The following is a 24,228-nucleotide window of genomic DNA, read 5'->3' as shown; positions in this document are numbered from 1 at the left end:
ACGCCGGTGGACCTTCGACACCAACTCCTCCACCAACAGCGGCAAGGGCTACGACGGCCAGGGCAACCACAGCCTGTCCGTCGCGGACGTCGACGCCGACGGCAAGGACGAGATCGTCTACGGCGCGATGACGGTGGACGACAACGGCAACGGGCTGTGGACCACCAGGCTGGGCCACGGCGACGCGGGTCATGTCGGGGACCTGAACCCGTCCCGCGCGGGCCTGGAGTACTTCAAGGTCTCGGAGGACTCCAGCAAGCCCGGCTCGTGGATGGCCGACGCGCGCACCGGCTCGATCCTGTGGCGGACGGCCTCCGGCGGTGACAACGGCCGCGGCGTCGCCGCCGACATCTATGCCGGCAGCGCGGGCGCCGAGGCCTGGTCCGCCGCCGACACCACGCTGCGCTCGGCGACCGGCGCCTCCCTGGGCCGGGAGCCCTCCAGCATCAACTTCCTCAGCTGGTGGGACGGCGACACCGTCCGCGAACTCCTCGACGGCACCCGTATCGACAAGTACGGCACCTCCGGCGACACCCGCCTGCTGACCGGATCCGGGGTCCACTCCAACAACGGCACCAAGGCCACCCCGTCCCTGTCCGGGGACATCCTCGGCGACTGGCGCGAGGAGGTCATCTGGCCGACCTCGAACAACACGGCCCTGCGGATCTACTCCACGTCCCACCGGACGAACACCCGGATCACGACCCTGCTCCACGACACCCAGTACCGTACGGCCCTGGCCTGGCAGAACACCGCGTACAACCAGCCCCCGCACCCGAGCTTCTTCATCGGCAACGGGATGCCGACGGCTCCACGGCCCACCGTCCACACGCCCTGAACCCCACCGCGTGGCCGCCCATGCTCCACCGCGTGGGCGGCCGACCAGGGGCGGGGGAGCCCGGTGGCTCCGAGCACTACGGTGTGCATCCACCTGGCCCAGCCGCAGAAGTACGACGTGATGACGACGTTCTTCAGCCGCTACGCCGCGAACGGCGGCAAGTGGGACATGTCGGTGTTCTCCTCCTACGGCAGCGCCGACGTCGCCCCCGGCATCGTGGGGAACATGCGCAAGATCTCCGCCGCCTACGGCAAGCCGTTCCTGCAGAGCGAGTTCGGCGGTCGGGTGGACAGGGCCTCCTCCACCCAGGCCGCGCTTGTCGCCTACACCAAGGCGCTGAAGGCCAACGGAGGGCAGGGCATCTTCTACTGGGAGCCGGAGTGCATGTCCCCGTTCACCGGCTACAACATGGGTGCCTGGGACTCCGCCACGCAGCGGCCCACCGTCATCATGAACGGCTTCACCCAGGCCTGAGTGACGGGCCGTCGACCTCAACCCGCGTATCGACTCGGTCAAGGATGGGATTGGTGATTGTAGTGAGCATGCCATTGATGCGCTCCGGAGGGCATGGGGTCCGGCTGGGAGCAGCGGGCCTGCTGACCCTTGCGACGCTGGTCTGCACCGGTGCGGCGCATGCCGATGCCGCCACGCGGGCTCTGCCGGCCGCTTGTTCCGGCACCGCGCCGATCAAGTGTCACTACGCGGTCTCACCCGGCAATTACGACGTGACGGTCTCCATCGGTGGCACGGCCTCCGCCGGGCAGACCGAGATGTGGGTGGAGGCCCGGCGTCTGATGCTTCCGGCGACGAGGACGGCGGCCGGTGCCGTCGCCACGTACTCGTTCACGGTCAACGTGCGGCAGCCGGAGGGGCAGCCGACCGGCCAGGGCGGCAACGGAAACCCCGGTCTGGACATCCGGTTCGCGGGGGCCAGCCCGCAGGTATCGGCCGTCTCGGTGAGACCGGCGACCCAGCCGCTGGTCGCCTACCTGGCCGGTGACTCGACCGTGTGCGACCAGCCGGCCGCCCCGTACACCGGATGGGGCCAGATGATCACGACTGCGGTGCGTCCCGGCGCGGCCGTCGCCAACTACGCCGACTCCGGGGAGAGTTCAGGCAGCTTCCGGAGCAACTCGGCGCTCTTCCCGGCCCTGCTGTCGAAGGTCAGGGCGAACGACGCGGTCTTCATCCAGTTCGGCCACAACGACAAGCAGACCGCCGCGTCCGCCTTCCGGAGCAACCTCACCTTCATGATCACGCAGGTCCGTGCGAAGGGCGGCGTCCCGGTCCTGGTGACCCCGCCGGTCCGCCGGCTGTTCGACGGCAACCGGCTCACGCCCACGGCACTGCACGTCAACGGCCTCGGCGTGGACCTGCCCGCCGCAACGCGCTCGGTCGGCGCGGCGCAGAACGTGCCGGTGATCGATCTGACCGCCAAGAGCAAGACGCTGGTCGAATCCCTCGGCCCGTCCGCCTCCGCACAGCTCTTCCTGCGCTCCTCCGTCGACGGTGTCACGGACAACACCCACTTCTCGCAGTACGGCGCGACCCAGATCGGCGGGCTGGTGCTCCAGAGCATCCGGGAGCAGCGCCTGTCCCTGGCCGCGTACCTGCGCTGACCGACGCGCGGCGGCGCCCGTCCCTGGGAAGGACCTGGTGAAGAACCTTCGGATACTCGTCACGACCGCACTGGTGATCGCCTTGTCCAGCCTCGGTGTTCGCGCCGCCTCGGCGGCCGACAGTGTCGCGGCGAACTGCACCAGTGCCTCCCGCGCCCCGGCGGTACGAGCCGCGGCCGAGCCGGTCACCGTGTGGCTGGCCGGTGACTCCACCATGGCCAACCCGAGTGCCGCCCGTTGCCCGGTCGGCTGGGGCAGCAGTTCGCCGACCTGTTCAACAGCGGCGTGACCGTCAAGAACCAGGCCGTGGGGGGCCGCAGCATCCAGACTTCCTGCCGACGGGGCACGGAAGCGGCCCGGCTCAGAGGGTCTGCTGCCGAAGGGCGGGACCTGCTGGAGAGTGAGGTCGTCGCGCGGGCACAGGAAGCGGACGGGGGTGACGGTACTGCCCCTCGTGGACCCCCGTGTCGGCGGGGAACTCCGCAACCAGGTCGGGCCGTACGGGAGGCAACTCCAGTTGGTCCGCGTGACTGGCCATGGCAATAACCTACAGTTAACCGTCCATGGAAGATAATTCTTCGGAAGATGAGTGATGGCTGACGCTGACCTGAAGCTGCTGTACCGGGAGCTGGTCTCGCTGGAGATCGAGCTGTGGAACGGCATCGAGGGGCGGTTGCGGGCCGAGTACGACCTGCCGCTGACCTCGTTCGAGGTGCTGCACCTGCTACTGCGGCGGCCTGGGCAGCGGATCCAGGACATCGCGGAGGAGTTCTCGATCACGGTGGGCGGGACGAGCAAGGTGGTCGACCGTCTGGAGGCGGCGGGCCTATGTGAGCGGCGGGCCAATCCGAACGACCGCCGTTCCTCGATCGTCGAGCTGACCGCTGAGGGGCGGAAGCTGGTGGGCGGGGCGCTGAAGGTCTTCGAGGACGAGCTGGAACTGCGTATCGGGTCGGTGATTCCAGAGAAGTCCGTACGCGAGGTGACCGCGGTCCTCAGCATGCTGCGGGCGGCCGGACGTGCCCTGGACGCGGAGCGGAAGGCCGCCGAGCAGGCGCCGGTGCCGGGTATGCGGGCGGCGAAGCAGCCCGGTCGGCCGGCGTCGTGAGCCGCGACGGCTCCGCAGTGCCCGGGAGCCGATGGTCTGGGCCGGGCGGACACAGTTTCCCGGCCCCAGACCATCAGCCCCCGGTTCAGTCGGCAATGCCGTCGAAGGCGATGACTTTGTCGATGTGGCCGCGGACGAGGAGGTTGCCGGGGCTGCCGTTGCGTGTGGCGTACTCCTCGGCGCGGTCCTCGCCCATGTAGCGGGCGCCGAGGAGGCCGCCCCAGCGCAGCATGCCGTCGAGGTCCTCGGAGGTCTCGGCGCGTCCCTGGAGCAGGACGAACGCGTACGGTGGCCGGTCCTCGTCGACGCAGAGGACGAAGCGTCCGTCGCGGGTTTGCGGCCCTTGATCCCGTTCTTCTCGGTGGTGAGCACGATGTCGTCGCCGTCGAGGAGGAAGCAGACCGGTGTGACGTGGGGGCTGCCGTCGGCGCGGACGGTCGGCAGCTCGCCGGTGCGGGCGCCGTGCGTGACGAACGCCCGCCACTGCCGCTCGGTCATCTTCCGCATGTGGGTGCCTTCCGCATTCGTACGGATCGGCTCGTGGGGTGCCCGAGGCCCACTCGGCCTCGGGCACCCGCAGGCTCAGCCCCAGAAGGCGTCTTCGGCGGCCGGGTCGGCGGAGAAGAGCCACATCTCGGTGATCTTGCCGCCTGCGATGCGCAGGAGGTCGACGCCGTCCATGCTCATCGACGCGTCGTCGTGGCGGCCGGTGAAGTGGATGGTGGCGGCGACCAGGTCGCCGTTGCCCATGAGGGTGTGGATCTTGTCGATGGCGAAGGTGCCCCGGCTGGTCTCCATCATGCTGCCGAGCATGTGGAAGACGGCGTCGCGGCCCTTGTGCTCGCCGGAGAACTGGTTGGTGCCGGGCTGGTGCCAGACGATGTCGGCGTCGAGGAGTTCGCCGAGAGTGGCCATGTCCCCGGCCTGAACGGCCTGGAAGTAGCTGCGGGCGATGTCGATGGTCGCGCTGGTCATTGCTTGCTCCACGGGTTGCTGTGCGGGGGTGGTGGCTATCGGGCGAAGTCGAGGCGGTCGGCCAGGCCGGCTTCGGTGAAGGCCGCCTCGATCTCGTTTCGGCCTTCCTTGAAGTGGGCCCAGCTGTCGAAATGGGCGGGGACGACCCGGCGGGCGCCGAGCATCTTCGCGGCCTCGGCCCCCTGGGCGCTGTCGAGGGTGAGCAGGGCGTTGTCGAAGGCGAAGGCCATGCGGGCGCCGCCGAGGAAGAGGATCGCGGTGTCGACGGGAGCGAACCTCCCGGCGATCTCCTTGACGTGCTCCAGGGCGGCGTTGTCTCCGCTGACGTAGACCGAGGGCAGGTCGTCGGAGGTGAGCATGAAGCCGACGACGTCGCCGGAGATCGGTTCGCAGCCGACGGGGCCGTGCCGGGCGGGCACGCCCGTGACGGTCACGGTGCCGCCGTCGGGCCGCCAGAGCTCGGCGGTCTGCCAGACGGCGAGGCCGTGAGCGTTGCCTCCGAGGCGGCCGGCGCCGCTTTCGGTGGTGAAGACGACGGGGGCCTCGGGCAGGAAGACGCGGCCGGCGTTGTCGAGGTTGTCGTCGTGCGTGTCGTGGGAGAGCAGGACGGCGTCGATGCGGCCGAGGTCGGCGGCGGTGACGGGCGACGGGTCGGTCTTGACGAGCTTGTGGTCGCCGGGGAGGGGCATGGGGTACTCGCCGGGCGGGTCGAAGGTGGGGTCGGTGACGAACCTGAGTCCGCCGTACTCGATCAGGGTGGTCGGGCCGCCGTAGACGTGGACGGGGATCTTTTCGCTGGTGGCGCTGGCGCCGGACATCGGGGACCTCCCGGTCGGGGAACAGTGAAGGCGCGGCCCTGCCGGAGCCACCGGCAGGGAACGGGCGGAAGGAGAGGGGCCGACGGCCGTTCTATAGGACCGGCCGTCCGGCGAGTGCTGTGCGGGTGCCTGCGGAGCCGGTCACGGGGCGGGTACGGAACACGCCGAAGTGGTTGCCGGCCGTGTCCCGCAGCCGGGCGAAGGTGAAGCCGGCGGAATCGGAGACCGGCTCCATGAGCACCTTGGCGCCCAGTTCGCCGGCACGCTCTACGGTCTCGGCGACGTCCTGGACGAGGACGTAGAAGATCGCGTAGTCGGGGAACTTGCCCTCCGACTCCCACACGCCGCCCGCCGGCTGCTGGGCGCTCGGCGTCATCACCGAGTGATAGGTCACGCCCCGGGTGTTGGTGTTGAGGACATAGCTCCAGTCGAAGAGCTCGCCGTAGAACTCCTTGACCTTCTCCGGCTGGTCGGTGCCGAACTCGGACCAGGCGACCGAGTTGAAGGCGGGAACGGTCATGACACTCACTCCTTGCAGCCCCATAACGGGACAAAGGGAACTCTCCAGGGCGGGCGGCCAGCCTGGCCGACCGTCAACGGCGCCCGCCTGCTGACCTGCTGGAGCAAGCGGGCGGAGTCTTGGGTCAGCCGTCGCCCAGCAAACCATTTACATTCCATGGAAGCAACTTCCAGAGATTATTGTTCCCTGTTGTAGAGGAGTCGGGCCGTCCCGGATGCGGGCGGCCGACAGGAGAGAGGAGCACCGTCATGGAACCGGTCGAGATCGAGGCGAAGGCCCTGATCCAGAAGTCGAAGACCCCGTCGAACGACTACGTGATCAACCCCTACACCGGCTGTGTTTTGGGCTGCGCCTACTGCTTCGCCTCCTTCGCGGGACGGCAGTTCGGCCGGTCGGCGAAGGAGTGGGGCGACTATCTGTACGTGGTGTACGTGAAGAAGAACGCCGTCGACCTGGCCCGCAAGGAGCTGGCGCGAGTCCTTCCGTCTCGCCGAGCCAGCCTTCGCGTTCGGCCTCGGTGATGCGGGCCAGGAGGTTGTCGCGGATCCCGACCAGGCGGCCACGCTGGCTGGGCTCGGGGCGGAGCATGGAGCAGCGGATGCAGGCGTGTTCGTGGATGCAGGAGGTGCCGAAGGCGCGGGCGCAGATGCCGATGGAGAGCTTGCGGCACTCGAAGTGCCTGAGGAAGGCATCCCATTCCTCCGCGGTCGGGGTGCGGTATTCCTCGCTGGGCCGCAGGGAGCGGGGGCGGGCGATGAACGCGCGGTGGGCTTCGATGGCTTCGGCCGCGTAGACCGCGTTGTAGCCCATGGTGGTGTTGATGTCGGCGTGTCCGGGCGATGACCTGGGCAATGTGAGGCGGCAGGCCGTTGCGGATCGCGTCGGTGATGAAGCTCCGGCGGAAGTCGTGCGGGTCGAAGTCCAGGGGGAGCCCGCGGGCGTCGGTCAGGCCGGTTGCTTCGAGGGCGTCGTTGAGTGCCTTGCGGAGGAATTCGCCGGTCATGTGGGAGGGTTCGCCGCTGCGGTCGTACCGGAACAGCAGCGGCATGGGCGGATTCCACACGCGCTCGTTGTAGTCGTAGGCGATTTCGGGGCTGAGCAGGACGCGTTCCTGGTCGGTCTTGGACGGGGTGATCAGCAGCGCGGCACCACTTCACCGGTCGTGGGCAGCAACGCCGTGGTGCTGTGGACCAGGCGGTACATCGACGCCGCGGTCGACCAGCTCCGCCCCGAAGACCACGAGATCCGGGACGAGGACGTCGCCCGGCTCTCCCCGCTCAAGCACCGAAGCCTCTACGTGCTCGGCCGCTACAGCTTCACCACCGGCGTCCAGGCCGGCCGGGCCTGCGCCCGCTGTCTGCCCCGAACGCACCGACGCTGCTCGCGGCGCTCACGGTCGTCGATCGGACGAACTCGCCGAGCGCTACTGGGACACGCACACCAAGCGCGACCGGGTCGAGCAGCTCCATCTCCGGCCCCGGGCCGCCGTAGCCTCGTCAGGTCCCGGCAGCGTCGTCCTCCGAAAGCAATGCGTGCACGCGTCGCAGGACGTCGAGCTGGGCCTCGTTGTAGAACTCGACCAATGCCTGCACGACAACCGACTGAGTGATCGCCCCTCCCCGGCGGGAGGAGGCTTCCAGGTCACGCAGGAACGGGTGGTCCTTCTGCTGTATGCGGACTTCGGGCGCGAGGCGTTGCGCAAGCTGCCGGCGAACGTCCTCGGGCGCGTCCGCGGGGAGGGCCTCGAACTGCGCGGCGACGTCGCTGCGAGGCGCTGAGAGCTGCTCCTCAATAGCGGACATCGCCGAGGGGGTGAGAATGCTGGAGTACGCCACCAGAAGGGACCGCTGCGCCTCCGGCAGGTCGTCGGCGAGTGTCTTGAAGTCCGCCGGCAGGTCGATCGAGGCCCGGTTGTCCAGGATCGCCGCCAGTTCCCGTCGCATCCGCTGCTGGCGTTCGATGCTCGCCGCGAGTTCTGCGTCCAGGGCGCGCAGGATCTGCTCCGCCCTCTCGTCGGCGGCCTCGGCCGAGGGGATGTCCGACAGCGGCACGCCGAGGTCGACCAGCCTGCGGATGCGCAGCAGGCGGACCAGGTGCTTGACGCCGTACCGCTTATAGCCGTTGGACGCTCGTTCCGGCTCGTCCAGCAAGCCGATCTCGTGATAGTGCCGGACGGTTTTCAGTGTCGTGCCGGCGAGTTCGGCCAGCTGACTTGTGCTCCACGCCACCGGCAGACCCTTTCCTGGGTGCTCCGTTCATCGCCGCCGTCGGTGTCCTGCCGGTCGGCGAGATTTGTCTCCGGGAGGCGATCCATTCAAGTCCATGCCCCTGGGGCATGGTCAAACCCTCGACCGCGCCGGTCCGTTCCCGCCGGCGAGACGGTGTTGACCATGCCCTTGGGGCATGGAGTGCGATGGGTGGCGACCACAGCCGCGAGACGGGTATTCGGAGACTGGACATGAAACGACAACGCGGTATCAGCCGGAGCTCGGCCCTGGCGGTCGTCCTCGGCCTCGGCGGCTCGCTGGTCGCGGCGCCCGCCGTCGCGGACGGGCCGCGGGCGCCGCAGGTGCGGTGGGCGACCTGTCCCGAGGACGTCGTGGCCGAGGCGGCTCCGACCGAGCTGCAGTGCGCCACCGTGCCCGTGCCGGTGGACTACGCCGACCCAGGGAGCGCTCGGATCGACCTCATGATCTCCCGGCTGGCCGGCGCGAACCCAGCCAAGCGGCGCGGAACACTCATGCTCAATCCGGGCGGCCCCGGAGGGTCCGGACTGGCGCAGCCCGCGCTGCTGGTAGCCCGGGGCCTTCCCGCCGGCGTCCTGGACAGCTACGACCTGATCGGCATGGACACCCGCGGCGTCGGGCACTCGGCACCGGTCAAGTGCGGGTTCACGCTCGACGGCCCCTACATCACCAACATTCCTCCCTATGCGGTCGATGACGCGGCGGTCACCGCACGGGCGAAGGTCGCCGAGCAGGTGGCCGAGCAGTGCGCGCGCAATGACCGCGACGGATCGCTGCGCCACCTGACCACGGCGAACACCGCCCGAGACCTGGACCGTATCCGGGCCGCGCTCGGCGAGGAGAGGACCAGCTACCTGGGCTACTCCTACGGCACGGCACTGGGCGCCGCCTACGCGTCGATGTTCCCCGAGCGCTCCGACCGGATCGTGCTCGACAGCAACATCGGTGACACCCACCTCGACCGCGACGGCATGCGCCGCTTCGCCCTCGGGATGGAGCAGTCGTTCCCCGACTTCGCGAAGTGGGCGGCCGCACGGCACGACAGCTATGGCCTGGGCCGCACTCCCGCGCAGGTCCGCAGGACCTACTTCACACTCGCCAAGCGAGTCGACAAGGCTCCGGTGGCAGGCTTCGACGGCAACCTGTTGCGGCAGTACACCTTCGGCAATCTGTTCAAGAAGATGCAGTACCCCAAGCTGGCTCAGCAGTGGCAGACGCTGGCGAACGGCGGCGACACGGCGGCCCGCCGCCTGCTGTCGCAGAACGCCACCGCAGGCGAAGTGCCGCCCTCATTCGACAACTCCTTGTCGGTTTTCCTTGCCGTGACCTGCAACGACGTTGAGTGGCCCGAGAACGTCGACACCTACCGGCACGGCGTCGCCAAGGACCGCAAGCGCTACCCGCTGTTCGGCGCCGCCACCGCCAACATCACGCCCTGCGCCTTCTGGCCGCACGCCCCGGCCGAGCCACCGGTCGCGGTCAACGACGACGGACCGCGGAACGTGCTGCTCGTACAGAACCAGCGCGACGCGCCGACACCGCACCACGGCGGGAAGATGCTGCGCCAGAAGTTCGCGGACCGGTCCCGGCTGCTCAGCATCGACGACAGCGGGCACGGCGCCTACGTCCTCGGCGACAACCCCTGCGCGTTGAACACCACCACGCGCTACCTCGTCGAGGGCAAGATGCCCGGCAAGGACATCCTCTGCCGCGCAGGCTGATCCCCTGACCAGTCGACGGAGCGGACGGTCCACGGCTACGTCCGCTCCGCCGCGTCCATCACCAGTGAATCCGTGGAGACTCACGCCGACCGAGGAACATCCGGGAGTATCAGCGCGCTGCTGCGGTCGACCGGCAGCGGTACACCACGGTGGGCGAGTCCGTGGCGAACATCGGACCGTGCGTGTGCTGGCCGAACGAACCGGTCAAGCGGCCGGTCCGGATCGGCGACCGCAGCCTGTGGTGCGGAACGAGCGCGACCTGGCACGCCGCTGACCGGCGCCGAGAAACTGCGGCGGCCGCCCGGCGAGCGGTCCGGGAAGACGGCCTACCAGGGCGGCCACGGTGGCTGTCCGTTCGGCACGACACCACCGGACAGCGCCCGTCACAGGATCCCACCCGCGCGGCCGAGCCGAGCAAGTACCGGGAGCGAAAGTATGATCAAAGAGTGGCGGCGGCGTCGGGCCGTGCAGCGGGTCAAGCCCGGAGACGGGCGAGCACTGAAACGTTTCCGCTGGTGGCAGTTGCCTTTCCGCGCGCTGTTCTGTCTTCGGTTGACGAGCGACGACGGCAGGCACACGGTCTACGCCGTCGATGTCAGGCACTGGCAGAACCACTCGTCCGACAACCTCAAGGCCCACCTGTACCGCGACGGCAGGCAGCACGCCATGTCCAAACTCCCCGCCGCCTTCCCCATCCCGGGCGGCACCGTCGAGGTGAGGATGAGCGCCTTCGGGATCAAGCGCTGCCACTACGTCACCGACAAAGGTGCCGAGTACCAGCTCGTCCCGGACCCCCACTCCGCCGAGGGCCGCCGCGCCCGCCTCGAACGCGAACACCCCGCGCTGAGCCGCGCGATCGGTCTCCTCTCCCTGTGCGTGCTCGTCGCCGCCCTGGCCATCCTCATCCCACAAATCGCCGAACAGCTCACCAAGTCCGAGAACATCGCGCAGCACACCGGGACCTTCACCTCGCCCGTCGGTCTGCCGAAGTGGGGCAACATCGCGCTCGGCTTCGCCACGGTGGCAGCCAGCACCGAGCGGGCGTTGCGGCTGCGCTACAGCTGGCTGCTCGACGGCGGAGCGGGATGAACGCGCCATCTTCCCCGGCCGTTGGGAGACTCAAGGATCGCCTCCGTTCAGTCCGGGAGAAGCTCTCTCGCCGTTGCTGAGCGTCCACGGTACGCACCACCGGCACGCGGAGACGGGTGTGGCTCTCCCCGAGGGAAGTGCTGTTCAGCGTGCTGAGGCAACGGCCGGAGGTAGTCATCTCGACCGAGGGATCAGCCACAACGCTCTCCCAACCGTCTCGTCAGGAGACAACGCGGCGAAATCTTGACCTGAGCCCATCGCCCCTCTGCCCAGCTTGGACGGTTGCGGCTCGTGTCTTGGGTCCCGTCGGGTCGTTCACCACGTAGCGCGGTACGTCGGCGAGGGGACCGGGGCGGCGCCGTGGGGAGGGGCTGGGGTGGCGGAGGCAATGAGCGGCGAGGAGACGGACGAGGTCCTGGCTGCTGCGGTCGGGCGACAGCAGGCGGTGCTCCCGTGCGGGGGCCGGACCAGCCGACGCAGACTCGTCGGTGCCTTGGTGATGACCATGTCGGTGGCCGCGGTGATCCTCGGGTGCATCGCTGAGGGCGCAGTGGCGGCCTCGTTCACCAGTGGCGCGCCTTTCACCGTGACCTTGGAGCACTTGCGGGCCAAGGGATTCGGGTTGCAGTTGGGTGTGTCCCGGAGCACGGGCAAGCCTGCGGTGCTGACCCGCTGGCCGGATGCCGATGTGCGCGGTCTGTGCCAGTCCTCCACGGTCGATCTGCCGGTGGTGGGCCGCACCACGATGGTTCTGACCGCGCGCGCGGCGCACGTCACTGATCTGGTCATCGACGCCTATAGCGCCTCTGGGCAGCTCAGCTTCACCGGTCTTGCGATTGGGCCGGCCGGTGAGGGAACCGGGTTCCGCTCCGGCGGCGCGGAGCTTGAGAACATCACCCTTCAGGCCGGGGCGGCCACCGCTGGAACCTTCTCCATCACGGGTGTGGAACTGGGTATCCGGCGAGGTGACCAGCCCTGTAGTGTGCCGACGCCGGCAGCGGGGGCGAGCCAGTGAGCCGGCAGCGGTTCCGGCGGTGGCGGCACAACAGGCCGTGGGCGGCCGGGATGTGCACGACGTTGGCCGGGGCGGAACTGATCATTGTGCTCATGACGGCCCCGGGCACGCTGGCCCTGTCCGGGGCGGGTGCGCCGTCGAGCTGGATCCTGGCCGTGCTCATGATGGTGGCGGGCCTGACGATGTGGCTTGATGTGCCGCGCCGCTACTACGCCGGCGCTCTGAACTCTCGTCTGCGGCTTGATGAGCCTGGTGCTGTCCAACCTCGGCGGCTACCTGCTCGGCTTCTTCCTCGCATCCCTCGGTGGCTCCCTGGCCCTGGCCTGGGAGCCCCATCCCCGCCCGGGGAAGCCGAGATAGCCCCTCGGTCTCCCGGATGCCGCAGCCCCGACTCGTGCCCTGCGCTCACCTGCTCGGCCTCTTTGCTGTACCCCGGGCCGGGATACAGCAGAAAGGATCCAGCAGATCGGGCGTCAAGCGGCGTGATTATTCCATGGAGTGACTGCCGGACCATACGCGCCCGGTCGCCCGGAAGCGGCCCTACGGTAACGCCCGTGAGTAACACCGCAGCGCAGGCCGCCGCCCTCTCCGTCCCCTCGCCGATGCGTGTCCCCGACACCGCACCAGCGCCATTCGGTACCCCGCACACCACAGTCGGCATGGAGTGGTGGTACCTGCATGGTCATGTGCGCACCGACGACGGGCACGAGCACCACTGGGCGTTCCTCCTCAGGCGGCACGAGGACGTGCACACCCCCACGGCCGATGCCGGATACTCATGCATCTATACGCACTCCGGCCCGGCGGGGGCGGCATACGACTCCTGGATCACCTCGGACTGCCATCGCACCGTACGCCAGGTGATCAGCGGGGACGCAGCCATCGACCCGCGGGTGCGTAACGCACTGGGCGAGGCACTCGCCGAGGGCCCACTGCTGCCCGACCGGCTCCTGGACGGTCCGGTGAAGGCCCGCGATACCGAGTTGGACATCGTCGTCGGTGATGTCGCGAAGCTGCGCCGCGAGGAGGACGGCAGCTACATCTTCACCGTCCGCAGCCCCGAGCAGCCGCACCTGGACCTCACCCTCGTGCCGGACAAGCCGAGCACGCCGCAGTTTCATGAGGACGGGCACCTCCCCGGCCGGTTCCCCGACGGGGCGGACGCGGTGACAACCCACGTGCTGCCCCGCCTGAAGACACACGGAACCCTCACCACCCCCCAGGGCACCCGGACCCGGGTGGAGGGAAAGGCGTGGTTCGAACAGACCTGGGGCGGGGCATCCGGCCGGGCCGAACGCGAGCCGGGCATCTCGGACCCCTCCTGGCAATGGGCGGGCATTCAGCTCGACAACGGCTGGGAGATCAGCGCCATCCAGATCCAATACGTCGCCCCCGTCACCGCAGACGTCACCCGTTCCACGGCCTGCGCCACGGCCCTCGCCCCCGATGGGACCGTCAGCCACCACGACCTGACCTGGCAGCCCACACGCCACTGGACCTCGGCGGCCACCCTCAACACCTATCCCACCGCGGTCCGCGTGAGCGTCGCCGACCTGGGCCTGGAGGTGGAGGTCACCGCCCCGGCCGCCGCGCATGAAATCCCCACCATGGCCGTCGGCCGCGCCGGGTGGGAGAGCCCGGCCCACGTGACAGGCACCATGGGCGCCGAACCCGTGACGGGCATGGCGTTCCTGGAGACGGTGCCGGCCAACACCATCAACGACATCGAGCACTACACCCGCCGCGCCTTCGCCATCGCCCACGAAGAAGCGGCCGCGGTCTATCCCGCCACCGCCGACGGCGACCTGGCCGCCCTGACCGGCACCGACCAAGGGCCCCGGCTCGATCGGCAGACCCGTAGGCGGCTTCATGAGAACCTTGCTGCCCCGGTCCGCCACCTCCTCGACGTCCCCGGACGCGCCTGGCGGCCTGTGGCCACCACGGCCGTCTTCTGCCTCTTCGGTGCCGACCCCGAGCCCTACCGCCCCCTGATCGCTGCCTGCGAGATCATGCACACCGCCTCGATGATCATCGATGACATCGAGGACTCCTCGCCGCTGCGCCGCGGCCGCCCCACCGTCCACACGCGTTTCGGCACACCCACGGCGATCAACGCCGGCACCACCGCCTACTTCGCCTTCGATGCCTTCCTCCCACTCGTCCCCGAGCAGGACCCGGCCATCATGCTGCGCGTCTACCAGGTCTACCTGCGGGGGCTGCGGGCCGCCCATGCCGGACAGGCCCTCGACCTCGCGGGCCACCGGGCCTCGTTCGAGCACGCCGTCGCCACAGGCGACCCTCATCTCCTGCTGGAGCAGATCCGCACCGCGCACCGGCTCAAGACCGGCATGCCCGTGCGCGCCGTCACCGAGGCCGCCGCCCTCATCGCGGGAGCCGACGAAGAGCAGATCCAGGCGGTCGGCCACTACTTCGAAACGGTCGGGACCGTCTACCAGATCAGCGACGACGTCGCCGACCTGGACGGGGTCACCACAGCGGAGGACCGACGCCAGGGCCAAACTGCCAAAGTCCCGGCCGAAGACCTCCTCAACGGCGAAGTCACCTACCCTGTCGCCCACGCCACCGGCCTCCTCGACGCCACCGACCGGCGCCGCCTGCGCAACGCCCTCTACGAAGGCACCCCCGCCGGCGCCGCACGGGCCGCCGAACTCCTCACCCACAGTGGAGCCCTGGAAGCCTGCCTGACCGAGACGCGGCAGATGATCGACGCAGCCTGGACACCGCTGGAGCCCCTGCTCCCACGCACCCAACACAAAGCCCTCATCCGGGCCTTGGGCTGGTACGCCGCCCAGCGCGTCCCCGACCCCGCCGGGGACACTCCCTGTCCTTACCCCCGGTGACCACGACGGACATGCCCACCCCCCAGAACGGCGCGCGGGCCGACCGGCCCGTGCGGCATACGAGTCTCCTCATGAGGCTCAACCCATCACCGGCCAGCTCGAGATCGCCGAGCAGCAGCGGGGTGAGCCCGCAGTAGGGTGCGTATTTGGTTGTGATCAAGGTGTGTTTCGGGCCGGGCGAGGCAGCTTTCAGGGGTCTTGTCGTAGCGGTTGCGATACCTCGCCAGGTCTTCTCCAACTGCTGCCGTAACCGTTCGGGGAACGGCCGGAACCTCCCGAATCGGTAGAAGAGGCTCGATGAACTCCACTCTGTGGAGGAAGCGGCGCAGCTCAGCTGGGCGGCGCGGGCAGAGAGCTCGCTCCACGGCGCACTGGGCGGCGGCAGCTGACCGGGCGATGCGGTCTAGTGCTGTGACCGGAAAGGTTCGCCGGGTTGGTGCCAACGCCCCTCGGGCCCGTCAGAGACTGTGGCGGCCGGTGGGGTCCATCGGTGGGTGCTGGGTACCGTGCTGGAGACGCCGTAGTCCTTTTTGAGCTGTTCGGGGACGGCGTAGTGCATGACGCGTCCCCGGGTGAGGGAGGACAGCTCGAGGAGGGTGGTGAGGTGGCCGAGGCGGTCCAGGGCCCAGGCGCCGAGCGGGGAGCGGTCTTCGATGGTTTCGAGAATGCCGAGGAGGTGGGGTACGGCCTTGACGACGGTGTCCCATGGGGTCTGCGGCACGTGGAGCCAGTCGGCGCAGGTGTCGCCGACGAGGTGGCGGATGAGGGCGGAGACGATCGGGTCGAAGAAGGTGCCGGGCACCACTTCCTCGTAGAGGTCGATGAGCTGCCGGGTCAGGTGCGCGCCCTCCTCCGAGGGCCCCATGTGCCGGATCATGTACAGGTCGAGGAAGGCGCGGGCCTCCTCCAGTGTCTTGGGGACGGCGTCCTGGTCGACGCCGAGCATGGCACCGACCACGCGCCAGGCGTAGTAGTAGGCTTCGGCGCCTTCCTGTGACATGTGGATGCCGAGGCGGTGCAGGCTGTCCAGGACGAGCAGAGAGAAGAACATCTGCCCGCCGACCATGTCCTCCTGGCAGATCGGCGTCCCCAGCGCCGTGGTGTCCCACCGGTTCTCGCGTTTGAGGTGGTGGCGGATGGAGGCATGCAGGAGGCGCACCTTCTGGGCAGCGGGGATGAAGCGGCTGCCGGCCTCGAAGGCGTCGGGCTGCATCAGGTAGACGGTGAACTGACCCGTCTCCGCCATCCGTTTGGACGGGTACTTCAGTCCGTGGGTGGCCGACAGCAGTTTCGCCACGTGCGGGACGACGTAGCAGGCGGGCATCGAGGCGAAGGACAGCGCGGTGGAGATGTGCACGTTGTTGTCGATGAAGAACAGCCGGGCCTTTTCCATTTCCGCCCAGTCCACCCAGGAGGGCGGGACACGGGTCGCCTCCAGGTACTCCCGGGCGACGTCGGGCAGCCCGTCCGGCAGGGGAGCGTCGGCGGTGGAGACGTAGCGCATCAGGGGGTTGAACGTGCCCACCTGGCCGTGTTCGAAGAGGGCGGCGACGGTGGCGTCGGCGAGCTCGTCACCAGCGTGCCGGAGGGCGTCCATCGATGCCTCGGTGTAGGTCATGGCGGGGCTCCTTGTTTGTTTCGTCGGGACCGTCGACGACCGGGAAGGGTTCAGGACAGGCGGTTCGCCGCGGACTGCGCCAGTGCGGTCAGGGCGCTGGTGGCATCCGCCGGCGCATCCAGCTCGTGCAGAGCACCGAGCGCCTGCTCCACGCGTGCGCTGATCATGTCCTCGATGCGGTCGGGTGCCTTCAGCCGGCGCATCACCTCGCGCACCGCGTTCAGCTCCTCCGCGTCCAGGCGGCGTCGCCGGCCGAGCAGGGCGCGCAGTCGTTGGCGGTCGGCGTCGTCAGCGAGGCGCCAGGTCTCTGCCAGCAGGGCCGTGGGCCGGTTGCCGCGCACGTCGTCGGCGGTGGCCTTGCCGGTGCGTTCCGGGTCTCCGAACAGGCCGAGCAGATCGTCCCGAAGCTGGAACGCCTCGCCCAGCGGCAGCCCGTACGCGGAGTAGCCCTCGCGCAGCCGCCCGCCCACCCCGGCCAGGGCGCCGCCGATCAGCAGGGGCTGCTCAACGGTGTACTTGGCGGTCTTGTAGCGGAGCACCTTCAGCGCCGCGGTCGTGTCCGGACCGGCTCCGGTGCTCAGAATTTCCAGGCACTCGCCGGCGATCAGCTCGCGGGCCATCACCGACCACAGGGAGCGGGCCCGGGCGAGGTATGCGGCAGGCAGGCCGCTGGTGGCGAACAACTGCCCGGCCAGCGCCATCAGCAGGTCTCCCACCAGCATCGCGAGCGACCGCGCGGCGGCGTCGGCGCGAGGGCGACGGCGTACGGCGCCACGCAGGGCGATGTGCGCGGTAGGGCGCCCGTGCCGCAGCGGGCTGTCGTCGATGAGGTCGTCGTGCACGACCGCGGCGGCGTGCACCAGCTCCATGGAGGCCGCTGCCCGCACCAGAGGGTCGCTGTCCGGCTGTCCCACCGCGCGCCAGCCCCAGTAGCAGAACGCCGCCCGCAACCGTTTACCGTCCGCGACGGCCGCCTCCAGTTGCTCGGCCACCGGGCCCAGGAGCGGATCGATCGCCGTGAACTGGTCAGCCTCCTGCGCGACGAACCGGTGCAGTACCTCGTCGATGCGGGTCTTGAACGCGGTCGGCTCCCACCGGTCAGACGTCATCGGCGGCCTTCCGGGCCAGGGCGTGCCGGGCGAGGATCTCCAGATGGGCCGGGGGCACGGCCGCGTACCGGTCCAGCACCACGCGCCCACGCGCCATCAGCTCGTTCTCGGCCTCCGCCGCCAGCTCAGCGGTATCCGAGCGGCGCAACAGCCCCCGCACCGTCCCCAGGGCAGAGCCCAGCGTGCCCACCGCCAGATCGGCCAGCCCAGCCACCAGCAGCACCGCCTTCTGGTCCAAGCCGTTCCGCCGTCCCGCTTCTCGCGTCATGGTCTCCCCCACCCGCAAACATCCGGACGGCGCCGGTCACGCGCCGTATTCCGAGCATCGGGGCGGACCGGACGCGAGAGCGCGACAACTCACGATCGAGTGATCACATCGCTTGACTGTGCGGATCACCGCTGCTCGCGCTCACGACACGTCTGGCCCGTATACGCGCCGCTACGCGCCGCTACGCGCCGCGCGGCGGGTTTCCCGTCACCCGGACAGGCCAATGCGGCATGGCCCTCATTCGCGCCGGCTGCGCCGTACGGCAAGGCCAGCCAGGGCATTCCCGGTCCGTCTCGCCGGGCGATCTTGGCGTGGGTCCCGCAGGATGGTGCTGGTTGCCCGCCCACAGAGGTCGCTGGGGGCAGCCGTTTCCCGTGTGCGGCGGACTGCCGCCCCCATTCCTCACTCAGGAGCACCTCGTGGCAGTGATGACGGAGGAACTGGTACCGGTGCTGGAGGATGCGCGCCAGGCTCATGCCGCGGTCCTCGACCGGTTCCGGGCGGACGCGACGGTCACCCCGCCGGGCTCGTACCGGCAGATGCTCGAACGCCAGGCCGCCGAGGTTCAGATCAGCGTGCAGCGCATTCGGCGCCAGGAGCGCGCCCTGCACCCCCGGGGCCTCCTGGGCACCGCGGCCAGTGTGACGCGGTCCGTGTCGCGGGGCGCGGTGCGCACGGCGATGCTGCCGCTGACGATCGGGTCGGTGGTCGTCCGGGGAATGCTGCCCGGCGGGGGCCCGGCCGATCCGCGACGGCTGCTGAGGAACGCGGAGGACGAGTACGCGGCCGCGGCGCGGGCACTGGCGGCGTGCCGGGCCGGGGAGGTCCTCGCCGAGCAAGTGGACGACGAGCCCACCGCCGACTTGCTCGGCGCGCTGCGTCGCCAGGACGAGGAGCTGCTGCAGGCGCTGGAGAACTGCCTCGCCGAACAAGCCCGCACCGTGGCGGCATCCACCAACGGCTTCGGCCCGGGTGAGAGTCGCAACGGCGGCCTGGCCGGCGCAGCGGTCCAGACGATGCGGACCGTTTTCGACCGGGCCCAGGACGTGGCCCAACGCGGCGTCCGGTGGGCCCGGGATGCGGCCGAGGGTGCTGCGCGGGAGACACCCCAGGCCGGTCCCATGGCCGAGGAAATCCTGGGAGCGGTCAGGCGGGAGGAGGACCTGCCGATTCCCGGATTCAGCCAGCTCAGCACGGACCGGATCGAGAAGCGGCTGCGCACGCTCTCCCAGCTGGATCTGACGGTCGTCGAGGGCTACGAGCGCGCGCACGCGAACCGGAAGCGAGTCCTGGACGCCATCGAGCAGCTGCGCGAAGAGCAGCCGTGGATCGGTTACGACGCCATGGACCCGGACGAGATCAGCGCGAGCCTGCGGGACGCTTCGTCCAACCAGGCCCGTCAGGTGCTGGAGTACGAACAGCGCCACCGGCAACGGCAAGAAGTCATCTCCGCCGCCGAGGCACGCGTCTCGGCCTGACCGGGGGGCTCCCCGGGCCTTGATGACGGGCCCGGGGGAGGCTCCCCGACCGGCGAAGACGTGCGTCGCCCGGCCAAAGGTGAGCGCCCGTCTCCGCGGGGAGGATCCGGGGACGTGGCCGCAGCCGGACAGTCGGACAGCCGGACAGCGGGACGATCCGGGCGGCAGGGATCGTTGCCTTGGCGCGGGTGGCCTGTCGAGGCGGCAGAAGACGGTCCTGTGTGGCCAAAGGTGAGCGCCCGTCTCCGCGGGGAGGATCCGGGGACGTGGCCGCAGCCGGACAGCCGGACAGCCGGACGATCCGGGCGGCAGGGATCGTTGCCTTGGCGCGGGTGGCCTGTCGGGGCGGCAGAAGACGGTCCCGTGTGCCCCAGGCGGTGGTGACCGGCACGCCGAGGACGTCCCCGGCGAACAGGTTCGACACCCGTCCGGCCCGCAAGGTGGCGGTGAACGCCTGGGAGTTCCGCAGTGTCTTCAGCGCCGCGAGCGTTTCTTCCGGCGGGCACAGGTCCGGGCGGCCGTAGAGGGTGCCGCTGGTCAGGACGGCTCTTCCGGCTGCGCTGCGGGCCAGGCGGGCGATGGCCGCTTCGGGGGGAGCCGGGCTCCGTACCGGGCCAGCACCGCGTAGGTGTACGGCCGCTCGACAGGTGTCCAGAAGCCCGCCGGGACCAGCGCCGTCACGCTGCGCGCGAGCCCGGCCTGTGCCACGCGCAGCCCGATCAGCCCGCCCAGGGAATGGCCGGCCACGTGCGGCCTGTGCGCGCCCAGCTCGGCCAGGAAGGCCTTCAGCCAGGCCACCGCCGTCTCCAGCTCGCGCGGCGCCCCCGGGTCGAGGTCGGGGGACTGTCCGAAGCGTGGCAGGTTCAGGTAGGTCGGTGCCGATCCTTGCTGGTGGACGGGCGCGCACGACGGTGGAGTTCACCGCCTGTGCCTCGCGGCTGTCGCTACGCTGCCGTGGTTCTGGGCCGCGCCGGCCTGGAGGGCGAGGAGCAACAGCGTCGAGGGCCATCGGCGGAGGCCGAGGTGCATCTGGGGCTGGGAGCGTCCAAAGTGAACTTAGCGGGCGGTGGAATCGCGCCGACTCGCGTAGCGTTTCCTATGTAGTTCTATATGTCCAAGCTGTTCCGCTAGGCAGGGCAGGCGCTGTTCATCCAGGGAAGGTGATCGGCTACGGGCATTCCTTTCGGGCCGCAGTTGTCGGTGCCGGGGCTGTCGCCGGCGCGCGGCGTGGGTGTCGAGGCGAGCAGAGCGGTGGTACGTCTGGCCCGGCTCCCGCTCGACATGGCCGCGGAGGGCGTGGGGCAGCTGACCGGGCTGTTGGGTCGCGTCATGCCGGGGCGGGCGACGGGCCCGGGCGATCCGCTGTCCGCCGATTCGGGGATTCCCGTTTTGCTGGTGCACGGGCTGGCCGACGGGGCATCGGTCGTCCCGCCGCTGCAGCGCGAGCTGCGCGGCGACGGCGTGGGCCCTTTCATCCCGGTCGGCTGCAACGCGTTCGGCCCGGACATCCGCAGGGCAGCACGGGCGCTGGGCGACCAAGTCGAGCTGGCGTGTGCCGACGTCGCGGGGCGGGCAGCGGTCGTGATCGGGTACAGCCTGGGAGGGCTGATCGCCCGGTACTACGTGCAGCGGCTCGGCGGTGACGCGTATGTCCCGTTGGTGATCACGCTGGCGACGCCGCACGGCGGGACCGCAACCGCCCTGCTGGCCCCGGCCCATCCGCTGTTGCGCCAGCTGCGGCCGGGGAGCGAGCTGCTGGTCGAGCTCGCCGAGCCGGCCGCGGGATGCCGTACCCGGTTCGTGGCTTTCTACAGCGACCTGGACGAGGCCGTCATCCCCGCCGGCAGGGGTCGCGTCGACCATCCGGACCTCACGGCACGCAACGTGCTGGTGCCGGGCGTCGGCCACCTGACGCTGCCCCTTCACCGGCCGGTCATCGACGAGATGCGCACGCTGCTGGCCGCGGCCCAAGTCGCGTTCGACGTATGTCCGTAGCACGGTGGGTCGTTCACCCGCGGCACGGTTCCCGTGACAGGAGGGGCAAATCGGAGGACGCTGAAAGAACAGCCGGTTAAGACGTCAGCACCTGTGCGGACCGACAGCATGGCCTCTTCGCCCAGCCCCGAGAGCGGATCGACCGTACGCCCGTATCGTCCCGACGACGAACCGGGGGTGCGAGAACTGATTGATGCCGACCGGCTGCCGGGGCAGCCGTACTGCACCCCGGAGAGGCTGGCCGCCGCGCGGCGCGGTCCTGTTCCCCCGGCCGACTTGGCGATACCGGGTCGGCCGCAGATCAGTGTTCTGGCCGGTGCCGGGGGCTGCCCTCAGGGCGTCATCGCGTACCTCTCCTGGGCCGATGTGCACACCGGCGTGATCTGCTGGCTCTACGCCCGCGAGGACCCGCCTGCCCTGTGCGTCCTGATCGGCCACGCTCTCGCCGCTCTCGCCCACTGCCCGCAGATCGAGGCATTCGTCGCCGCTCCGCCAGGTCCGCTGGGGCCGGGCGGCCTGCCCCGCGCCCGCCGCGGCGCCACGCATGACGCTCTGCTGCGCAGCGGCTTCACCGGCCGTCTCCAGGGCAGCTATCTGTACTGCGCGCTACCTGCCGAGCTCCCGCCCGCCAAGCTGGTCGCCGACGTCGTCCCCTGCGACTTCCCCCCGGGCCAGCGGCTGATCGTCCGCCAGGGGGCCGAGCCGGTCGCGGAGGCCGTGATCAGCGTGGGGCCCGACCACACCGCGACCGTGTACTGGATCGAGACCCTGCCCACTCACCGCCACCGTGGCCTGGGCCACGAGTTGCTCGGCCAGGCCCTGGCCCTGCTGGCCGAGCAGGGTGCCACCGAGGTCGCCCTCGTCGTCGACGACCGCCCGCCCACCAATGACGACAGCCAAGCCGCGCCCCGGCTCTTCGATTCCTTCGGCTTCACCCTCGTCGACCGGCTGTGGACCTACCGGTGCCGACACCCCCGAGCCCCGCGACCTGCCGCGTTCAGCCCGGGGGTGCGACAGCGGCCCTGAAAGAGCCACGGCACGATGTGCCCCGGTCAAAAGGCCGATCAGGCGGGGACTCGTTCGGCGGCGGCGAGGATGCCGGAGCGTGCCTGGTGATGACGCTCGTAGGTCAGCACCCGCCGGGTGAGACCCTCTTCCGCGTCATCGAGCCGCTTGATGATCTCGTCCTCGTTCATGCTGTCGTAGCCGGGCCAGGGCTCCGGCCCGAGCAGGTCAGCGATCCGGCTCAGGATCGCGGGCCGGGCGGCGTGGGCACGCTCATAGGCGCCGACCGTGGCCAGATCTCTCTGAGCAAGGTGCGGGAGGCGCTCGACGATCGTCCTCGTGCTCATCCTGCGGTAGTCGGGGATCGGCAGCTCGTACTCCCTGATGAGGGCTCCCTCCGGTGCCCCCTGGAGCCGGTCCGCACCCGGCATGCGCTCGGCCGTCTCCCGCAGCCAGCTGCTCCAGGCGCGGACCGCCTGGCCGGCGCCGGTGACGCTCCAGCCATCACCGGTTTGGGCGGCCACCACCGCTGCCTGGGCGCGCTGCTCGAGACTGTTGCCGAGTTCTTCCATCGCCTCTTCCTGGTCGCGGCGGATGGAACTGAGCAGCTCTGAGGTGACGGCGTCCTGAGCCTCCTGGGCGATGCGCTCGGCGGCCCGGCAGATGGCCACGGCGTAGGCGGTGACCGCGTACTCGTCCCCGATGTTCTTCACCAGTTGGTGCTCCGACGCCGGCCCGCGGCCCCGGAACACGATGCCGGGAACGGCCATGGTCACGTCGAATGGCAGCCGGGCGGCTTGCCCGGTCAGGCGCCAGGCATTTCCCAGAACGGTCTGCATCAGCCCGCGGGACTGCAGGCTTCCGAGAAGTTCGTCGATGCGGTAGATGTGACCCCGGGCGTCTCCTGCGCGGCGCTCCAGGACCTCCCGGTACTCCCCGGCGGGCGTGCCTGCGAGGTGGGCTCTGAAGCGGTCGGCAAGCGCGACTTCAGCCTTGCGGACCTCACGCAGTGCCGGAACGAGCATGTCTGAAGCTACGGCCATCATGTTTCCTTCGGCTAGTCCGATGCTCAGCAAGGATCGGCCGGTAACCGGCCTCGATCCCTGTCCCACATTGACCGCAAATGACCGCTTTCGCATCTTTCTGCCTTCCAGTCACACCTGCGCGAGGTGGGCGGCCGACTGCGCACTCGTACCGGACGGGGTCGAAGGGATCACCCGCCGTGCCGAAGGATCTGAGCCCGAGGCCCACGAGTTCGCTCTCCAGTACCTCGGTGACGCGTTGAAAGCCGCCGGTGACTTCTCCTTGTCTGGCCTCATCGATGGCGTCGAGGACGGGGAGGAGGCCGGCGAGCACGTTGGCCACGGCCGTCTCGTCGACCGAGCGGCGGTCGCGGAGGACCCGCTTGCGGTTAGCTGTCGTACTCGTTCTTCACTCGCTGCAGGTCCGCTGTCCGCTCACGATGTGCACGCCGCCGCTCAGGGAACCGCCACCGGCGGCGCGGGCGGTGGCGAGGCAGGTGCCGCCGGGCAGGAGGAGGTCGTCGACGCCGAGGTCGTCGGTGAGGACAAGCGGCAGGAGGGCGCTGGATGACCCGCCACAACGACACTCACCGACCCGGCGAGCAGGCCGTCAATCGTCCGGGACGACCGGCGGCGGGATCCGGGAACCAGCCTGGAGCCCCGCCGCCGCGGCGACGACGGCCCTGCCCCGTACGCCGACGCCGACGCGGGCGAAGCCGACGTCCTGCGGGCGCAGGGGGCCGATCCTGCCGCATAGCACGCCGCGACGACGAGGCGCAGGCGGAGCCGGCCGCACGCTGCGCGCCGTCTCCAGGACGCGCGGCCCTCGGGCCCTTCTGATGGATCTCCGCAGCGTCGCGACGCCCGGCACGCACGCTCGCCGCACGGTGCGGAGGGCCAGGTGGCTCCGCCACATGACCCTC

The 24,228-nt window shown here is 70.0% G+C and carries 24 protein-coding genes and 4 pseudogenes; 17 read left to right on the top strand and 11 right to left on the bottom strand.

Features of this window, described 5'->3' with window-relative positions; all coding sequences use genetic code 11:
* The 5 genes from ABT063_RS49770 to ABT063_RS49750 all read left to right on the top strand — a co-directional run.
* Nucleotides 1-838: rhamnogalacturonan lyase family protein (locus ABT063_RS49770; RefSeq protein WP_502991042.1), on the top strand; the 838-nt coding region annotated here is incomplete at its 5' end.
* 63 nt (nucleotides 839-901) lie between these two features.
* Nucleotides 902-1,312, top strand: a complete 411-nt coding sequence (locus tag ABT063_RS49765) for a hypothetical protein (RefSeq protein WP_351068520.1) — start codon at nucleotides 902-904, stop codon at nucleotides 1,310-1,312.
* 77 nt (nucleotides 1,313-1,389) lie between these two features.
* Nucleotides 1,390-2,457, top strand: a complete 1,068-nt coding sequence (locus ABT063_RS49760; protein WP_351068518.1) for a rhamnogalacturonan acetylesterase — start codon at nucleotides 1,390-1,392, stop codon at nucleotides 2,455-2,457.
* 37 nt (nucleotides 2,458-2,494) lie between these two features.
* The gene (locus ABT063_RS49755; protein WP_351068516.1) at nucleotides 2,495-2,746 is read left to right on the top strand and encodes a hypothetical protein; all 252 of its coding nucleotides are present in this window, start codon (nucleotides 2,495-2,497) and stop codon (nucleotides 2,744-2,746) included.
* 303 nt (nucleotides 2,747-3,049) lie between these two features.
* A complete protein-coding gene (locus ABT063_RS49750) occupies nucleotides 3,050-3,565 on the top strand; it encodes a MarR family winged helix-turn-helix transcriptional regulator (protein WP_351068514.1) in 516 nt (171 codons plus the stop codon).
* A gap of 85 nt (nucleotides 3,566-3,650) precedes the next feature.
* Here the strand turns inward: ABT063_RS49750 and ABT063_RS49745 are convergent.
* The 4 genes and pseudogenes from ABT063_RS49745 to ABT063_RS49730 form a co-directional block, all read right to left on the bottom strand.
* Nucleotides 3,651-4,072: pseudogene (locus ABT063_RS49745) on the bottom strand (PPOX class F420-dependent oxidoreductase).
* 75 nt (nucleotides 4,073-4,147) lie between these two features.
* The gene (locus ABT063_RS49740) at nucleotides 4,148-4,540 is read right to left on the bottom strand and encodes a nuclear transport factor 2 family protein (RefSeq protein WP_351068511.1); all 393 of its coding nucleotides are present in this window, start codon (nucleotides 4,538-4,540) and stop codon (nucleotides 4,148-4,150) included.
* A gap of 35 nt (nucleotides 4,541-4,575) precedes the next feature.
* Nucleotides 4,576-5,358 carry an MBL fold metallo-hydrolase gene (locus ABT063_RS49735; RefSeq protein ID WP_351068508.1) on the bottom strand — a complete coding sequence of 261 codons (783 nt, stop codon included), beginning with the start codon at nucleotides 5,356-5,358 and terminating at the stop codon, nucleotides 4,576-4,578.
* A gap of 91 nt (nucleotides 5,359-5,449) precedes the next feature.
* Nucleotides 5,450-5,878, bottom strand: a complete 429-nt coding sequence (locus tag ABT063_RS49730) for a VOC family protein (RefSeq protein ID WP_351068505.1) — start codon at nucleotides 5,876-5,878, stop codon at nucleotides 5,450-5,452.
* 248 nt (nucleotides 5,879-6,126) lie between these two features.
* Here ABT063_RS49730 and ABT063_RS49725 point away from each other — a divergent pair, with 248 nt between their 5' ends.
* A complete protein-coding gene (locus ABT063_RS49725; protein ID WP_351068504.1) occupies nucleotides 6,127-6,399 on the top strand; it encodes a radical SAM family protein in 273 nt (90 codons plus the stop codon).
* A gap of 650 nt (nucleotides 6,400-7,049) precedes the next feature.
* A pseudogene (locus tag ABT063_RS49720) lies at nucleotides 7,050-7,258 on the top strand (Tn3 family transposase); the annotation flags it as partial.
* A 116-nt stretch (nucleotides 7,259-7,374) separates the two neighbouring features.
* Here the strand turns inward: ABT063_RS49720 and ABT063_RS49715 are convergent.
* Nucleotides 7,375-8,106 carry a helix-turn-helix domain-containing protein gene (locus ABT063_RS49715; RefSeq protein WP_351068501.1) on the bottom strand — a complete coding sequence of 244 codons (732 nt, stop codon included), beginning with the start codon at nucleotides 8,104-8,106 and terminating at the stop codon, nucleotides 7,375-7,377.
* Between the two features lie 230 nt (nucleotides 8,107-8,336).
* On the opposite strand from ABT063_RS49715, the gene ABT063_RS49710 reads away from it, so the two are divergent.
* The 6 genes and pseudogenes from ABT063_RS49710 (at nucleotide 8,337) to ABT063_RS49685 (ending at nucleotide 14,810) form a co-directional block, all read left to right on the top strand.
* On the top strand, nucleotides 8,337-9,845 hold the full coding sequence (locus ABT063_RS49710) for an alpha/beta hydrolase (protein WP_351068498.1): 1,509 nt from the start codon (nucleotides 8,337-8,339) through the stop codon (nucleotides 9,843-9,845).
* Nucleotides 9,846-10,280: 435 nt separating this feature from the next.
* On the top strand, nucleotides 10,281-10,934 hold the full coding sequence (locus ABT063_RS49705) for a hypothetical protein (protein WP_351068496.1): 654 nt from the start codon (nucleotides 10,281-10,283) through the stop codon (nucleotides 10,932-10,934).
* Between the two features lie 388 nt (nucleotides 10,935-11,322).
* Complete coding sequence (locus ABT063_RS49700; RefSeq protein WP_351068493.1) at nucleotides 11,323-11,949, top strand: DUF6230 family protein; 627 nt, start codon at nucleotides 11,323-11,325, stop codon at nucleotides 11,947-11,949.
* A pseudogene (locus ABT063_RS49695) lies at nucleotides 11,946-12,161 on the top strand (DUF6114 domain-containing protein); the annotation flags it as partial. The gene ABT063_RS49700 and the pseudogene ABT063_RS49695, both read left to right, overlap by 4 nt.
* A 25-nt stretch (nucleotides 12,162-12,186) precedes the next feature.
* Nucleotides 12,187-12,309, top strand: a pseudogene (locus ABT063_RS49690) (DUF6114 domain-containing protein); the annotation flags it as partial.
* A gap of 194 nt (nucleotides 12,310-12,503) precedes the next feature.
* Nucleotides 12,504-14,810 carry a polyprenyl synthetase family protein gene (locus ABT063_RS49685; RefSeq protein ID WP_351068526.1) on the top strand — a complete coding sequence of 769 codons (2,307 nt, stop codon included), beginning with the start codon at nucleotides 12,504-12,506 and terminating at the stop codon, nucleotides 14,808-14,810.
* A gap of 403 nt (nucleotides 14,811-15,213) precedes the next feature.
* Here the strand turns inward: ABT063_RS49685 and ABT063_RS49680 are convergent, their stop codons facing one another.
* The 3 genes from ABT063_RS49680 to ABT063_RS49670 are packed head-to-tail and all read right to left on the bottom strand — an operon-like array spanning nucleotide 15,214 to nucleotide 17,805.
* The gene (locus ABT063_RS49680; RefSeq protein WP_351068490.1) at nucleotides 15,214-16,428 is read right to left on the bottom strand and encodes an oxygenase MpaB family protein; all 1,215 of its coding nucleotides are present in this window, start codon (nucleotides 16,426-16,428) and stop codon (nucleotides 15,214-15,216) included.
* 50 nt (nucleotides 16,429-16,478) lie between these two features.
* Nucleotides 16,479-17,537 carry a polyprenyl synthetase family protein gene (locus ABT063_RS49675; protein ID WP_351068489.1) on the bottom strand — a complete coding sequence of 353 codons (1,059 nt, stop codon included), beginning with the start codon at nucleotides 17,535-17,537 and terminating at the stop codon, nucleotides 16,479-16,481.
* Nucleotides 17,527-17,805 (bottom strand): polyprenyl synthetase, encoded by a 279-nt coding sequence (locus ABT063_RS49670; protein ID WP_351068487.1) that lies wholly within the window; start codon nucleotides 17,803-17,805, stop codon nucleotides 17,527-17,529. Before ABT063_RS49670 ends, ABT063_RS49675 begins: the two co-directional genes overlap by 11 nt.
* Before the next feature lie 428 nt (nucleotides 17,806-18,233).
* Between ABT063_RS49670 and ABT063_RS49665 the strand changes: the two genes are divergently transcribed.
* The gene (locus tag ABT063_RS49665; protein ID WP_351068524.1) at nucleotides 18,234-19,283 is read left to right on the top strand and encodes a hypothetical protein; all 1,050 of its coding nucleotides are present in this window, start codon (nucleotides 18,234-18,236) and stop codon (nucleotides 19,281-19,283) included.
* A gap of 537 nt (nucleotides 19,284-19,820) precedes the next feature.
* Here the strand turns inward: ABT063_RS49665 and ABT063_RS49660 are convergent.
* Nucleotides 19,821-20,144: an alpha/beta fold hydrolase gene (locus tag ABT063_RS49660; RefSeq protein ID WP_351068522.1), complete on the bottom strand. Its 324-nt coding sequence runs from the start codon at nucleotides 20,142-20,144 to the stop codon at nucleotides 19,821-19,823.
* Nucleotides 20,145-20,510: 366 nt separating this feature from the next.
* Here ABT063_RS49660 and ABT063_RS49655 point away from each other — a divergent pair, with 366 nt between their 5' ends.
* A complete protein-coding gene (locus ABT063_RS49655) occupies nucleotides 20,511-21,278 on the top strand; it encodes an alpha/beta hydrolase (RefSeq protein WP_351068484.1) in 768 nt (255 codons plus the stop codon).
* A 177-nt stretch (nucleotides 21,279-21,455) separates the two neighbouring features.
* Entirely contained in the window at nucleotides 21,456-22,304 is an 849-nt protein-coding gene (locus ABT063_RS49650) for a GNAT family N-acetyltransferase (protein WP_351068481.1), read from the top strand.
* 38 nt (nucleotides 22,305-22,342) lie between these two features.
* Here ABT063_RS49650 and ABT063_RS49645 read toward each other — a convergent pair whose 3' ends face one another.
* Nucleotides 22,343-23,326, bottom strand: coding sequence for a hypothetical protein (locus ABT063_RS49645; RefSeq protein WP_351068478.1), 984 nt, complete (start codon nucleotides 23,324-23,326; stop codon nucleotides 22,343-22,345).
* A gap of 22 nt (nucleotides 23,327-23,348) precedes the next feature.
* On the opposite strand from ABT063_RS49645, the gene ABT063_RS49640 reads away from it, so the two are divergent.
* On the top strand, nucleotides 23,349-23,876 hold the full coding sequence (locus ABT063_RS49640; protein ID WP_351068475.1) for a hypothetical protein: 528 nt from the start codon (nucleotides 23,349-23,351) through the stop codon (nucleotides 23,874-23,876).
* 39 nt (nucleotides 23,877-23,915) lie between these two features.
* On the opposite strand, the gene ABT063_RS49635 is transcribed toward ABT063_RS49640, so the two are convergent.
* On the bottom strand, nucleotides 23,916-24,228 hold a 313-nt coding region (locus ABT063_RS49635; protein ID WP_351068473.1), incomplete at its 5' end, for a hypothetical protein.

The organism is Streptomyces sp. NPDC002838, assembly GCF_040295365.1.
GTDB lineage: Bacteria > Actinomycetota > Actinomycetes > Streptomycetales > Streptomycetaceae > Streptomyces.
The sequence above is the reverse complement of the archived record's forward strand: the minus strand, read 5'-3'. Positions and strand labels throughout refer to the sequence as shown.

Excerpts from the sequence above, each read along its gene's own strand:
- ABT063_RS49670 (WP_351068487.1), bottom strand. The coding sequence starts at position 17,805 with ATGACGCGAGAAGCGGGACGGCGGAACGGCTTGGACCAGAAGGCGGTG.
- ABT063_RS49725 (WP_351068504.1), top strand. The coding sequence starts at position 6,127 with ATGGAACCGGTCGAGATCGAGGCGAAGGCCCTGATCCAGAAGTCGAAG.
- ABT063_RS49665 (WP_351068524.1), top strand. The coding sequence starts at position 18,234 with ATGACGGAGGAACTGGTACCGGTGCTGGAGGATGCGCGCCAGGCTCAT.
- ABT063_RS49640 (WP_351068475.1), top strand. The coding sequence starts at position 23,349 with ATGCTCAGCAAGGATCGGCCGGTAACCGGCCTCGATCCCTGTCCCACA.
- ABT063_RS49750 (WP_351068514.1), top strand. The coding sequence starts at position 3,050 with ATGGCTGACGCTGACCTGAAGCTGCTGTACCGGGAGCTGGTCTCGCTG.
- ABT063_RS49700 (WP_351068493.1), top strand. The coding sequence starts at position 11,323 with ATGAGCGGCGAGGAGACGGACGAGGTCCTGGCTGCTGCGGTCGGGCGA.
- ABT063_RS49705 (WP_351068496.1), top strand. The coding sequence starts at position 10,281 with ATGATCAAAGAGTGGCGGCGGCGTCGGGCCGTGCAGCGGGTCAAGCCC.
- ABT063_RS49730 (WP_351068505.1), bottom strand. The coding sequence starts at position 5,878 with ATGACCGTTCCCGCCTTCAACTCGGTCGCCTGGTCCGAGTTCGGCACC.
- ABT063_RS49740 (WP_351068511.1), bottom strand. The coding sequence starts at position 4,540 with ATGACCAGCGCGACCATCGACATCGCCCGCAGCTACTTCCAGGCCGTT.
- ABT063_RS49675 (WP_351068489.1), bottom strand. The coding sequence starts at position 17,537 with ATGACGTCTGACCGGTGGGAGCCGACCGCGTTCAAGACCCGCATCGAC.
- ABT063_RS49645 (WP_351068478.1), bottom strand. The coding sequence starts at position 23,326 with ATGGCCGTAGCTTCAGACATGCTCGTTCCGGCACTGCGTGAGGTCCGC.
- ABT063_RS49735 (WP_351068508.1), bottom strand. The coding sequence starts at position 5,358 with ATGTCCGGCGCCAGCGCCACCAGCGAAAAGATCCCCGTCCACGTCTAC.
- ABT063_RS49710 (WP_351068498.1), top strand. The coding sequence starts at position 8,337 with ATGAAACGACAACGCGGTATCAGCCGGAGCTCGGCCCTGGCGGTCGTC.
- ABT063_RS49680 (WP_351068490.1), bottom strand. The coding sequence starts at position 16,428 with ATGACCTACACCGAGGCATCGATGGACGCCCTCCGGCACGCTGGTGAC.
- ABT063_RS49760 (WP_351068518.1), top strand. The coding sequence starts at position 1,390 with ATGCGCTCCGGAGGGCATGGGGTCCGGCTGGGAGCAGCGGGCCTGCTG.